At 43.3% G+C, this 12,589-nt stretch carries 12 protein-coding genes and 2 pseudogenes; 9 read left to right on the forward strand and 5 right to left on the reverse strand.

Annotated elements, in window-relative coordinates:
• Positions 1–13 precede the first annotated feature (13 nt).
• A complete protein-coding gene (locus tag DS891_RS20280) occupies positions 14–391 on the reverse strand; it encodes a MerC domain-containing protein (protein ID WP_174170769.1) in 378 nt (125 codons plus the stop codon).
• Positions 392–701: 310 nt separating this feature from the next.
• On the reverse strand, positions 702–860 hold the full coding sequence (locus tag DS891_RS20285) for a hypothetical protein (protein ID WP_227387324.1): 159 nt from the start codon (positions 858–860) through the stop codon (positions 702–704).
• 388 nt (positions 861–1,248) lie between these two features.
• Here DS891_RS20285 and DS891_RS20290 point away from each other — a divergent pair.
• Positions 1,249–1,620, forward strand: a pseudogene (locus DS891_RS20290) (transposase); the annotation flags it as partial.
• 102 nt (positions 1,621–1,722) lie between these two features.
• A pseudogene (locus DS891_RS20295) lies at positions 1,723–2,786 on the forward strand (transposase).
• Positions 2,787–3,137: 351 nt separating this feature from the next.
• On the opposite strand, the gene DS891_RS20300 reads toward DS891_RS20295, so the two are convergent.
• The gene (locus tag DS891_RS20300; RefSeq protein ID WP_010607246.1) at positions 3,138–3,602 is read right to left on the reverse strand and encodes a hypothetical protein; all 465 of its coding nucleotides are present in this window, start codon (positions 3,600–3,602) and stop codon (positions 3,138–3,140) included.
• Between the two features lie 222 nt (positions 3,603–3,824).
• On the opposite strand from DS891_RS20300, the gene DS891_RS20305 reads away from it, so the two are divergent.
• Together DS891_RS20305 and DS891_RS20310 are read left to right on the forward strand one after the other, a co-directional pair.
• Complete coding sequence (locus DS891_RS20305) at positions 3,825–4,856, forward strand: IS110 family transposase (RefSeq protein WP_174170770.1); 1,032 nt, start codon at positions 3,825–3,827, stop codon at positions 4,854–4,856.
• Positions 4,857–5,427: 571 nt separating this feature from the next.
• A complete protein-coding gene (locus tag DS891_RS20310; RefSeq protein ID WP_174170771.1) occupies positions 5,428–5,565 on the forward strand; it encodes a hypothetical protein in 138 nt (45 codons plus the stop codon).
• Between the two features lie 32 nt (positions 5,566–5,597).
• Here DS891_RS20310 and DS891_RS20315 read toward each other — a convergent pair whose 3' ends face one another.
• Both DS891_RS20315 and DS891_RS20320 read right to left on the reverse strand, forming a co-directional pair.
• The gene (locus DS891_RS20315; RefSeq protein ID WP_174170772.1) at positions 5,598–6,125 is read right to left on the reverse strand and encodes a cytochrome b; all 528 of its coding nucleotides are present in this window, start codon (positions 6,123–6,125) and stop codon (positions 5,598–5,600) included.
• Positions 6,118–7,128, reverse strand: coding sequence for a catalase family peroxidase (locus tag DS891_RS20320; protein WP_174170773.1), 1,011 nt, complete (start codon positions 7,126–7,128; stop codon positions 6,118–6,120). The genes DS891_RS20315 and DS891_RS20320 overlap by 8 nt, the downstream gene beginning before the upstream one ends.
• Positions 7,129–7,394: 266 nt before the next feature.
• Between DS891_RS20320 and DS891_RS20325 the strand changes: the two genes are divergently transcribed.
• From DS891_RS20325 to DS891_RS20345, 5 genes are all read left to right on the forward strand, one after another.
• A complete protein-coding gene (locus tag DS891_RS20325; protein ID WP_174170774.1) occupies positions 7,395–8,816 on the forward strand; it encodes a DEAD/DEAH box helicase in 1,422 nt (473 codons plus the stop codon).
• 94 nt (positions 8,817–8,910) lie between these two features.
• Positions 8,911–9,720 (forward strand): peptidase S8, encoded by an 810-nt coding sequence (locus DS891_RS20330; protein ID WP_174170775.1) that lies wholly within the window; start codon positions 8,911–8,913, stop codon positions 9,718–9,720.
• 98 nt (positions 9,721–9,818) lie between these two features.
• Positions 9,819–11,207, forward strand: a complete 1,389-nt coding sequence (gene dbpA, locus DS891_RS20335) for an ATP-dependent RNA helicase DbpA (protein ID WP_174170776.1) — start codon at positions 9,819–9,821, stop codon at positions 11,205–11,207.
• Positions 11,208–11,386: 179 nt separating this feature from the next.
• Complete coding sequence (locus tag DS891_RS20340; RefSeq protein WP_174170777.1) at positions 11,387–12,016, forward strand: SDR family oxidoreductase; 630 nt, start codon at positions 11,387–11,389, stop codon at positions 12,014–12,016.
• A 398-nt stretch (positions 12,017–12,414) separates the two neighbouring features.
• Positions 12,415–12,585: a hypothetical protein gene (locus DS891_RS20345; protein WP_099642116.1), complete on the forward strand. Its 171-nt coding sequence runs from the start codon at positions 12,415–12,417 to the stop codon at positions 12,583–12,585.
• Positions 12,586–12,589: the final 4 nt, after the last annotated feature.

The following is a 12,589-nucleotide window of genomic DNA, read 5'->3' on the forward strand; positions in this document are numbered from 1 at the left end:
AATAGGGTTTTATTTAGTGAAAATTGCGATGCAGCGCATAATTTCGAAGATGCGCGTAGGAGATGAGTATAGAGCCAAGCACTGTGAACAAGGTTTCTCCACCTTTTTCACCTAAAATAGTTGCTATCACCAAGAGTGTGCAGCCTACTAACCCCATGCCCACAACAAGACCTGACTTATGCCGCACATAGCCAAACCCAAGGGCCAAAACGCTAATAGGTATTACTGCTATTAGTAACCACTCGTGAAAAGCTTCATCAGAGAGCGCTAATAAACCCGCGAAGGGAGGAAGTACAAGTAATAAAAAAGGTAATATTAAACAGTGGACTAAGCACAACATAGATAACCCAATTGCTGCTTTGTCTCCAAACGACTGTACTTTTACGTTCACACTTTCTCCTTTGTCATGCTCGCCTACAATTGATACAATATAACATATCAACCAAAAAAGAGTAAAACGTTAAAAGCCATACTACAAAAGAGTGTTCGATACAAAGCCCAACATATAAAAGTGACGTATATTTAAAGCACTCAGAGAGTCAATCTCTACTTGTCGTGATTTTTCTGTGTTGTAGCAAGTAAACGCAAAGGCACTTTGGAAGGTGTTTGATAAAATAGGAATGCACTGAATTACAATTCATAAGTTTGAGATTCTGAACAAACCTATGAATTGATGAGTAATCGCCAACTATGGAGCAAGGTTACGCGTTACACCCCATAGTTTCACACTCTGGATACGCAGATGGACAATGCGTTGTCCCACAAAAATAAAAGTCTGTATAACCTCGATTATAACCACCAGCAATTTGCAAAGTGACATTTTTAACAACGTGGCTATTGTCTTTATTGAGTACTTTCATGTTCCTTTTCTTAAGGCTTAGTTTCATTTTATTTCCTCGATAATCATTGTTTAAAGTTTCCAAATCGGAAACTACTAATGGCTATACTGGCAGCGGAGAAACAAAAAATCAACATGTAAAACACTTATTAAACATATTAATAATGTGATCTCCAAGCCTAAACAATGCTGTAATGTGGCAAGCGCTAAAAGCCCCATGTATGAGCACTTTTGACTCCCTATGAATTAAATAGCTGACACCCACCACTAACCCTATGAATTAAATAGCTGACACCCACCACTAATTTGCACCTTCTTATTAAATAGCTGACACCCAACACTAATTTGCACCTTCTTAAGATTCCGCCTACGCTTTAATTTTGCACTCAAAGGATTGAGGAAACCAAACTATGGCAACTGCCCGTAAAAAACAAATTAGTTTAACCGACACCAAATGTTATCACTGTATCTCCCGTTGCGTGAGGCAGGCCTTTCTGTGCGGTGAAGATAAATTTACTGGAAAATCATACGAACACCGCCGTGATTGGGTTGAAGAAAAGCTCCTGATGCTGGGCTCCGTGTTTTGTATTGATATCTGTGCTTATGCCGTGATGAGTAATCACACCCACATTGTTTTATATGTTGATGATAAAAAGGCTAAGTGTCTGTCGGATAAAGCGATTGTGATACGGTGGCACAAGCTGTTTAAAGGCAATTGGATAACCCATAAGCTCGTTGAGGGAGAACCACTCAATGAATCGGAACAATTGATATTCAATGAGCATGTCGCTAACTAAATCGCTGACACCCACTACTAATTTGCACCTTCCTAAGATACCACCTACGCTTTAATTCTGCACTCAAAGGATTGAGGAAACCAAACTATGGCTACTGCCCGTAAAAAACAAATCAGTTTAACCGACACCAAATACTACCACTGTATCTCCCGCTGTGTAAGGCGCGCCTTTTTATGCGGTGAAGATAAATTTACTGGAAAATCATATGAACACCGCCGGGATTGGGTTGAAGAAAAGCTCCTGATGCTGGGCTCCGTGTTTTGTATTGATATCTGTGCTTATGCCGTGATGAGTAATCACACCCACATTGTTTTATATGTTGATGATAAAAAGGCTAAGTGTCTGTCGGATAAAGCGATTGTGATACGGTGGCACAAGCTGTTTAAAGGCAATTGGATAACCCATAAGCTCGTTGAGGGAGAANGGCTAAGTGTCTGTCGGATAAAGCGATTGTGATACGGTGGCACAAGCTGTTTAAAGGCAATTGGATAACCCATAAGCTCGTTGAGGGAGAACCACTCAATGAATCGGAACAATTGATATTCGATGAGCATGTCGCCAAGTACAGGGAAAGGCTCGCAGATATTAGCTGGTTTATGCGAGTGCTTAACGAAGACATCGCCCGCCGAGCAAATAAAGAAGATAATTGTACAGGCCGTTTTTGGGAAGGACGATTCAAATCCCAAGCATTACTGGACGAGGCAGCACTGGCTGCTTGTTTGGCATATGTAGACCTAAACCCCATTAGAGCCAAAATCGCCGCAACGCCTGAAACCTCAGACTACACCAGCATCAAAAAGCGCATCGACCACGCTAAGCTGGGCAAACAACCAAAAAGCCTACTACGCTTTGCTGGTAGCCCGCGAAAACATATGCCTAAAGGCCTACCTTTTGAACTCAAGTCCTATATTGAATTAGTTGAGCTCACGGGCAAATGCATTCGAGTCGATAAACGCGGGTATATCAATGAAGCACAACCGATTCTTACTCGACTCAATATAGAACCTGAGAACTGGATAAAACTCACCACGCAATTTTCTCGGGTATTTCATGGTGCAGTGGGCCGAGAACGGACAATAACCGCTTACAGTGAAACACTGCAAAAAAGACGGCGGACAAACCTAACAAACTGCGAGCGTTTGTTGGCTTAGCAAAACTCACATTCTCAACGCTAGAATTTCTTATTTCTGTATTTACAGCGCTTTGTCGTGCACGATAACTCGGTTTTGATGTAGAGATACGCTTGGGCGCTAAAAATTAGCCTATCTATAAACGTTTTTGACCAAAGTGGTTGAAGTATTTTTATACTTTTTACTTCACTTCCTCAGCTTGGATATTAATAGTGATGGATGTCACTTATTTCTTACTCTTCCTCAGCTTGGATATTAATAGTGATGGATGTCACTTATTTCTTACTTTATTTCTTACTTATTTCTTTTATCTATTTATTAGCTTTCATTGGCCAACTCAATTTGACCACTATTTTTAACCTCAGATGCAGCCTAAATTTGATAAGTCTTTAACTGGCTTTTTAAAGCCTTCAACTTTGCTTCTAGATCACCGTAGATATCCGCATCCTCATTAAAAAAAATAGTGTTACGCGTTAAATAGTCCACCGCGCCTTTGGATTGCTTGACGAGTTCTGAGCTAGCAATCGAGTTTGAATCCAGCTTCTCTTTGAGAAGGGATGCAAAACAGCTCGCTATCTCAGAAGCGTCGAATGGTTCATGATCTGTTTTCATTAGGAAGTCAATGAAGAAGTAAAAGTACGTATTAAATAACACATTAGGCATAACTCTTAGTTCATTTGCCCTTTCAATTACGCTGCGAGAAAATGCTGCTGAAATAGACTCGTTAGACTGGTTAAAAAACGTATTTTTGGCATAAGCTAAATCGGGATCACAGCCATAACCTGAAAGCTGCTCTTGCCATATACTTTCGATTGATTGTGTTTCTGTATTATTCATAAAACCTCTTAATAAAAAGAGTAGAAAGCCTACTCCTGCAGCAATTGATAATTAAGGCTAGTCAAACATGCAGCCGATTTATAGTGATGGGTGTCATTGATTTATTCTTTCTTGTTTTCTGTTTTTGATGCAAATAGTAGTGGGTGATGAGATGGACGCTCCCAAATCGGCGTCAATGCGCCAAACTGATAGTTGCAAACACAGTTATTAGGAGAGTCCATCATGAATAACGTTAGCACGCTTTCAATTGATCTAGCAAAAAATGTATTCCAACTTTTATCGTTTGATAAGCAAGGTAATAAATGTTTTTCCAGAAGGTTAGATAGAGCAAAGCTCTTGCAAACATTGACCCAATTACCTGCTTGTAATGTTGTTATGGGATCATGCTCAACGTCTCATTATTGGGGGCGGTACTGCTTACAAGCTGGGCACCAAGTTCAGCTTATCCCTGCGCAACATGTTACCCCTTTTGTCCGTGGCAATAAAAACGATAAAAATGATTGTATGGCGATTTATGAAGCGAGCCTTCGACCTAACATTCGCTTTGTTCCTGTAAAAACAGAGCATCAACAAGCAATCCTAGCACTACATCGCTATCGGGAACGGCTCATACATAATCGAACCGCCTGCATCAACCAAACATGTGGTTTGTTACTTGAATTTGGCATCGTCATCAAGAAGAGCTTAAAGTCTTTTCGTGCAACCATTGCTGATCTGCTCAACCGTAATTTACATGGAGCTTTAAATCTACTCCTCAGAGACGTTTATGAAGAAATGCAAAAGTTAGACGTCAATATTAAAAATGTAGAGGCACAATTTAAGCAGTTTAATGAACAGAGCCAAGCTGCTCAAATTATCCAATCCATCCCCGGAATTGGGATTATCAACGCATCGGCATTGAGTGCCACAATAGATAAAGGGCAAGTATTTTCTAATAAAAAGGAGTTGGCTGTGTGGCTTGGGATCACACCTCGTCAATATGCTTCGGGTGAAACTAATAAGATGGGAGGGATCACTAAACGAGGTGATCGTTATCTAAGAAAGCAACTCATTCATGGTGCCCGTACAGTGGTCAATCATGCGCACAAAAAGCAGGATGATTTAAACAAATGGATCAACGCATTGGTAGAGCGTCGCGGTAAAAATAAAGCGGTGGTGGCCACGGCCCACCGATTGGCTCGCTTAATGTGGATATTGCTACAAAGAAATGAACCTTATAAAGCCCAATATACACAAAGTGAGGCGCAATCATGACTCAAATTATGGCTATCAAGGAGCTCGGTTGTGACAAGGGCCTCAAGCCCGAGTGGGTGTTTATGAGCCCTTGATAGCCATATTCTCATTGCTGTAAACATAACGATGAACAAAAGGTCAAACCTACCTAGTTAAACCCGTTATAGGCAAGGCATTCAATGCCGCGTGGGTGTATTCTACTTTTTGGGTGGCTAGGTTCGAAACTCATTAGGGGCGCTGAAAGTCAGTTAAGCCCGAATATATGTCAGAGCAGCACCTTATTTAGGGTGACTCAAAGTGACTGTTTATCAATACATACAAATAGTAAATGAGAGATAAATAAAAGAAGCAACAAGGCTGTTAAAACAACCTTGTTGGATGAGTATTACTTGACTGCAGCTGAGCGTCCATATATGTCACTTGTTTTTCTTGTTTTTCGTTCACTTGTTTTTTCGACACAGATATTGCACCTGACTATTGTGACGCAGTTATTGATCTGTTTTTACTTGCGACGACTCCACTTCGATGTGACGGCCCATTTGATTTCGCTAATAGCCAACTGAGTAAAGGGCTCAGTGAAAAAGGGCTAGCGTTGAATGGCAGCTCTAACGAGTGGCATACTCCACCTGTAGATGCGTTGTTTATTCACCGCAAACTGGCGGGGTTATATTTAATCGCAGTAAAATTACAAGCTAAGGTAGACTTAACAGCACTGCAAGCATACTTATAATAACGGCCTGCCAGTAAGCAGGCCTTGGGTCATTACAACATGCTTTTTAGCACGCCATCTTTTCTTATAAAGTGATGATAAAGCGCCGCTCCAATATGAACTGCAAGTACTGCAATCAGTAGCAATACAGCAAAACCATGTCCTTCGCGAAATACAGCAAAGTATTCGATGTAAGGCACCATTGCGGCTGGAATGGTGAAAAAGTCGAACACCACTATTGGTCGCGCTGCATAATACTGCATCAACAGGCCGCTAGTCGGTATGATTAACATCAATGCGTAAAGCAGCCAGTGGCTGAATTTGGCCAGTTTGACTTGTATTGTCGACATCCCAGATGGCAAGCTAGGTGTCGATGACTTTATTCTAATAAGAAAGCGCAATAAAAGTAGCAAAAGTGCCAGCACACCAAATGATTTATGTAGCCCAAGTAAGGTAAGCTGCCAAGGCTCAAGCGCACGTACCATCGCAAGTCCTGCAAAAATCATGGCAAAGATAAGTAATGCCATAGACCAGTGAAGCACTCTCATCGCGAGATTAAATCGTGTTATTTGATTAATCATTCACTGTCTCCTCAAGTGCGCCCATCAATTGCTCCTTAGCCCTACGGCGATAAGACTCTGCATAGGCAGCAGAGCGCGCTCTTAGAATTGGATCTTCGGTTGCTTTAACACCGCTAGGTAATATCAAGGGATCAAAATTGAGCGCATGGCAGCTCCCCGATAATTGCGGTTGCCAATGCGTTATGAAGATCTCTCCTGCATCTACCTTCGCGCGGTTACTGGGCCAAAGCTTGGCTGGATTATTTTCATCATCTTCTTGCTTGGCAAATATAAACTGCCAATTGAAGCGTACAGCTCCTTTCTCTAATCGAGTTGCAAATTCTTGCTGTAGCGCGTCTTTGCCTGTGTAAGGATTTTTACTTTCTTCATTTAATGGCAGCATTTTCCAGCGAATAGCCTGACGCTGCGCTTTTTCATCAACCAAATAAAACGCATTAATACTATGATAAGTCTCAAGGGCAAAACTCGAGCTTGGCGTGTAACTCGCTTTCCATGCCAAAAAATCCGCACTCTCAGGGTGCCCAGCAAAAAAGTCTTTTACTGCCTCTTTGCCCTGCTTCAGAGCAACAATTTGCTGATAAAAATCATGCGGATTCGTTACCGCCATCACTGGAGGCGTATTCATCGCAATATTCCAACGCTGAGCACCTGTTACGAAGCTCAGCGCAAAGCTCCTTACTGGTGCAGTCAACTCCGCAGCGTGCGGATTATTTCCAGCAATGGACAATCGACCAATAAATGGATGCGTGCCGGCTTTAAAAACGGTTGCGTCTGAGTACTGAGATAGCCGCCCATTCGATTTAAACTCTCCTGACACACAAATCCCTTTTGCGTGTGCCCTACGAAACCCAGGGAAGTGGTTTTGTCCTTGTTGCAAATCGACAAATTGCTGGGCGGTGACTTGCTCGGTTTGCGCTTGTGTTAATGGTGAAAGTAACAACGCAACAGCAAGGCTCGCAACATAAAACCCCTTTTCTAACAAGGATACAGATGTGTATTTCACAAAACGGCTCCTAAGTTAACCCAGTTTGTCGAATTAGTGACTTATATACAGCGCAAACTGGTCGTGAATAACTAATGCCATCAATAGACCTGTAGTACGAACGTTTCCTTTCACTTATTTTGTATGTAATCCTGATGTTTACGCTATGCTTTGTTATCTACCCGCCTATCGTTATTTAACTTGAGGCTATTTAAAAACACGGCAAAATTGCTTAAGCGGAGTAAATACTGTACTCTTGCCCGCCGCCCAATACAGAGTACAAAATCATGAGCTTTAGCCACCTAGGTTTAGCCCCAGAAATAAATCAAGCCGTTGTCGAACAAGGTTACGACAAACCAACTCCCATTCAAGAGCAAGCCATTCCTGCCATTTTAGAAGGCAGAGACGTGATGGCTGCGGCGCAAACGGGGACAGGTAAAACAGCGGGCTTTACATTACCTTTGTTGCAAAAGCTGATTGCCGGTACTAAGCCACGTGCGAACAATGTACGCGCGTTAATTCTAACGCCGACTAGAGAGCTTGCTGACCAAGTATGGCAAAGTGTTTCGCTGTACAGTAAACACCTGCCTATCAGCTCTGAAGTTGTTTACGGCGGTGTGAAGATCAATCCGCAAATGATGAAGCTGCGTAAAGGCATTGATGTTTTAGTGGCAACACCTGGGCGATTACTCGACCTTTACCAGCAAAATGCTGTCAAATTTGATGACCTTGAAGTACTGGTATTGGATGAAGCCGACCGTATGCTAGACATGGGCTTTATTCACGATATCAAGCGCATCATCAAAGTATTGCCAAGCCGCAGACAAAACTTGATGTTCTCTGCCACTTTCTCTGAAGAGATTAGAGCATTAGCGAAAGGGCTAATTCATGATCCAGTAGAGATTTCTGTGGCACCAGCAAACAGCACCGCAAAAAGCGTGACTCAATGGGTATACCCGGTAGACAAAAGTAAACGCACCAACTTACTCAAGCATTTAGTGCAAACGCATGATTGGCAACAAGTGTTGGTATTCACCCGCACAAAACACGGTGCCAACCGCTTGGTAAAGGATCTAGAAAAAGACAAGATCAATGCCGCAGCAATCCATGGTAATAAAAGCCAAAGCGCTCGCATGAAAGCCCTTGCTGGCTTTAAAAATGGTGAAGTGCGTGTACTTGTTGCCACTGATATTGTAGCAAGGGGCTTGGATATTCAAGAGCTGCCTCATGTCGTGAACTTTGACCTGCCAAATGTTTACGAAGATTATGTTCACCGTATCGGCAGAACGGGCCGCGCTGGTGCGACAGGTGAAGCTATCTCGTTTGTTACCCAAGAGACCGCAAGCGACTTATTTGGCATTGAACGATTAATTCAACAGCTGGTGCCACGTAAAGTGGAGCCAGGGTTTGAGCCGCAACTTGCCGTACCTGAGTCAAAATTAGATACACGCCCAATCAAGCCGAAAAAGCCAAAGAAACCTAAAAAGCCAAAGGCGACAGACGCTGAGCAAACACCTTCCGCTCAGCCGAAAAACAAACCTAAGCAAAATTCAGGTCCTCGCAACAATAAGCCAAGTGGCAACGGTAAACCTGCTGGTAATAACAATGGCAACCGCAGACGCCGTCCATCATCGTCTGCAAACAAGCCAAAGAGCCAACACGCTGGAGAAAAGCGTACACCACGTCAGAAGCCCACTTCTGGCAATTAATGGTGTAAGCAGGTGTAATAGCATTTGCAACACCTTCTCCTAAGCTAAAAGGGCTGTTAATCGTAACAGCTTTTTTAGTCAAAGGAGCTAGACAATGAATATCTTGAAATTGATACTGTTCACATTGTTTGGTAGTACATTTCTAGCGCACGCTGGTACGCAATATGTGACCCAAGCTGCGAGCAATATCACAGAAACCTCCGCCCAATTAAACGGCTATTCCGCCTCTACTATTGGTTTAAGTGGAGAAACGTTTGATTATGGCCCAACTACTAACTACGGCTACAGCGTACTCGCAACACCGGCTGGCATTAATGGCCCGGTTAGCGCACAAATAGCGAACCTAGATTGCGGCAGCGAATATCATTTTCGTTTTCGAGGAGATCCAAAGCCACCTCGCACCACCATTCAAGGGGAAGACTTAACCTTCACTACAGCCCCATGTGGCCCGACGATTTTTACTAATGTGTCGTTTGAAACCGGCGGACAATATTACTTCGTTGCAGAAAACAATGGCGGTAATACAGTAAACGCCAATCGTATTGCGATTGGCCCTTGGGAGCGGTTTAATCTTATCGATGTCAACGGCGGTAACCTGTTTGATGGCGACACCGTCCATATTCAAACAGCCACTGGCTATTACTTTGTTGCAGAGCAAGGTGGTGGCGCTGAGTTAAATGCCAATCGAACGGTGGCTTCTATTTGGGAAACCTTCACGATTGAGCTGCCGAATAACCCCGGTGCTTTGATCCAAAATGGCGATAAAGTGGCGCTTAAGTCAATCAATGGTCACTATATCCAAGCCGCAGGTAATGGTGGCACGGGAGCCAATGTGCATCCTACCGTCATAGGCTGTAATGCCACTTATCCCTGTTCATGGGAAATGTTTAAGATTATTTTTTAACGCACTTGGCCGTGGTAAAAATTTTATCACGGCCTTACACGCGCTATCCGTTCGAGCCATGTTATAATTGCTGTTTTAGAACTACAGAGACAGCGACTTTGACTCAGCCACTTTTTTCAAGTACCTCACTTTCCAGCGCCTTACTCGATAACCTCGCGTCATTGGGGTATCACACCATGACTGACATTCAAGCACAAACCTTACCGCTTATCTTGGCGGGTAAAGATGTCATTGGCCAAGGTAAAACGGGCTCAGGTAAAACCGCCGCTTTCTCTTTAGGACTATTACATAATTTAAACGTGAAACGCTTTCGCGTGCAGGCGCTTGTGGTATGCCCAACTCGAGAGCTTGCCGATCAGGTTGCGGCTGAAATTCGCAAGCTTGCCCGTGCAGTTCATAACATCAAAGTGTTAGCGCTATGCGGTGGTGCACCTATGGGTCCACAAATTGGCTCTCTTGAACACGGCGCGCACATCATTGTGGGTACGCCAGGGCGTATTGAAGAGCACCTCCGCAAAGGCCGTTTGTCACTAGATGAAGTGAATACCTTTGTACTGGATGAAGCGGATCGCATGTTAGAGATGGGTTTTGAAGAGTCGCTGCAGTGCATCATAGATCACTGCCCTACAGCACGCCAAAACCTGTTATTTAGTGCAACTTACCCGCCAAAAATAGAGCAGCTCGCGCAGCACATCATGAAAGATGCAGCCAAAGTCACGGTTGAAGCAACGCATGATGATAGCTCAATTGAACAATACTTTTACGAAGTCGACAACAACGATGCGCGATTGCCTGCGGTACAAAAGCTGTTAATGCAATTTCAACCAAACTCAGCGGTTATCTTCTGCAATACCAAGGTAGAATGCCAGAACGTATGCGACAGCCTATATAGCCTAGGTTTTGATGCAGCAGCACTTCACGGTGACTTAGAGCAAAAAGACCGTGACCGCACATTGGTTCGTTTTGCGAATAAGAGCGTGACCATTTTATTGGCAACGGATGTCGCAGCCCGGGGTATCGACGTCGACCATGTAGATATGGTGATCAACTACCATATCGCCCATGACCCAGAAGTGCATGTTCACCGCGTTGGCAGAACCGGACGTGCAGGCAATAAAGGCGTGGCATGCTCTTTAATGAGTTATAAAGAATCGCATAAAGTAAATGCCCTCGAAGACTATTTAGGTAAGACAATTGAGCCCAATACTCTGCCAAGCGACCAAGTGTTAAATAACAAAATTAACCGAGCGCCGATGGTAACCATTCAAATCGACGGCGGTAAGAAAGCGAAATTAAGACCGGGTGATATCTTAGGTGCACTGACCTCAAATCAAGCGTTAAAAGGTGATCAAATCGGCAAAATCAAAGTCACTGCGATGTCTTCATACGTTGCGGTTGAGCGTAGTATTGCCAACGTGGCGCTTAAAACAATCTCAGAAGGAAAAATGAAAGGCCGAAATTTTAGAGCTCGCAAAGTAACAAAGTAACAGGTCACTCTCCCCTCTCTATGGTGGTCAACTTTTCCCTGACCACCACGACTTTAGATTATCCAAGCAATTACTCGCCTATTAATAACCTATTTGTAACCTATTTCCACCATAGGGGTTTAAATCTGCACCATGACCCCAAGGTCTTAATTGAGCAAACACTTTAAAGGAGTTTATCTATGAAGACCTTAATTATTGGTGCCAGTGGTCAAATTGGAAAAATGACGACAAAGAAAATGCTGGAACAAGGCCATGACGTCGTGGCGTTAGTGCGCAATAAAAGTAAGCTAGCAGATATTCAGTCTGAGCAACTTACTATCATTGAGCAAGACCTTGAAGGCGATTTTAGCTCAGCCTTTGACAACGTCGAGCAGGTAATATTTAGTGCAGGTTCTGGTGGAGAGACTGAAGCGGATAAAACCCTACTTATTGATTTGTGGGCCGCCATTAAAGCCATTGACTATGCTGTGAAAGCAAACGTTAAGCATTTTATTATGGTCAGCTCTATTGGCGCCGACGATCCTGATAACATTGAAAGTGAAATCAAACCATACTTGGTAGCCAAACACATGGCCGACCAACATCTACAAAGAAGTGTCGTAAACTACACTATCGTTCGGCCAGGTGCGTTACAAAATGAACCTGCAACCGGGGGGTTCTCTACTTCACGCCCTACAAATAGAGAAGACGCCGTAATAAGTCGAGAGAATGTCGCAGACGCGCTAGTTTACCTTGCCACTCAACATCCTCAGAATCTAACGTTCGAGCTATTTGACGGCAAGCAGTCAGTCGAACAAACGCTGTGCTAATAGGGCAGCTATGTCTCGAGGTTTAAAGCCTCGGGGCAAACTTAGGTGCTTTAATTTGGCTAAGTGTTGAGGGTATTTATCGCTCTGCCGACATAAAAAGCTTGCTTTAAAAAATGCAATTCTATATTATCCCTCCCTTGCTTTAACTTCCTCTCAAAATAAAGCAAACCTCAAGTAATGCCTCCTTGCCTTGATCCAGTAAGTCCGCATAAAAAATACAAGTAGAGCTTAATATAGTCAGGCGAAAATCAAGCCAATCAAGAAAATTGGTATAAGCTGTCATACCCGTATCGGGTTGTTGCGAGGACAGTGTCTTCTGTTCGCTAAACTGTAATGAAGCTCATCTACTATCAAAAGCATCAGCTAATTTGCTGTGCATTATAAAAGTGAGTTTTATTATGTCATATACATATAACGGAACAGAGATCCGTGTTGAGCAACCAATTCGCTCAATTTCGGTGAACAAATCTAAAGTGATCTTTGCTGACGGCACAGGCCGTAAAATCACACAATTCGCCAATGGCGGCGAAGCACGTCAATTTCTGAGCTGGTTAACTTCAGCTCAGTAATCGC

This window comes from Pseudoalteromonas sp. JC28, assembly GCF_013319255.1.
Taxonomy (GTDB): Bacteria; Pseudomonadota; Gammaproteobacteria; order Enterobacterales; family Alteromonadaceae; genus Pseudoalteromonas.

Coding starts and splice junctions, on each gene's coding strand:
- DS891_RS20285 (WP_227387324.1), bottom strand. CDS start 860: ATGAAAGTACTCAATAAAGACAATAGCCACGTTGTTAAAAATGTCACT.
- DS891_RS20300 (WP_010607246.1), bottom strand. CDS start 3,602: ATGAATAATACAGAAACACAATCAATCGAAAGTATATGGCAAGAGCAG.
- DS891_RS20305 (WP_174170770.1), top strand. CDS start 3,825: ATGAATAACGTTAGCACGCTTTCAATTGATCTAGCAAAAAATGTATTC.
- DS891_RS20315 (WP_174170772.1), bottom strand. CDS start 6,125: ATGATTAATCAAATAACACGATTTAATCTCGCGATGAGAGTGCTTCAC.
- DS891_RS20325 (WP_174170774.1), top strand. CDS start 7,395: ATGAGCTTTAGCCACCTAGGTTTAGCCCCAGAAATAAATCAAGCCGTT.
- DS891_RS20330 (WP_174170775.1), top strand. CDS start 8,911: ATGAATATCTTGAAATTGATACTGTTCACATTGTTTGGTAGTACATTT.
- DS891_RS20340 (WP_174170777.1), top strand. CDS start 11,387: ATGAAGACCTTAATTATTGGTGCCAGTGGTCAAATTGGAAAAATGACG.
- DS891_RS20345 (WP_099642116.1), top strand. CDS start 12,415: ATGTCATATACATATAACGGAACAGAGATCCGTGTTGAGCAACCAATT.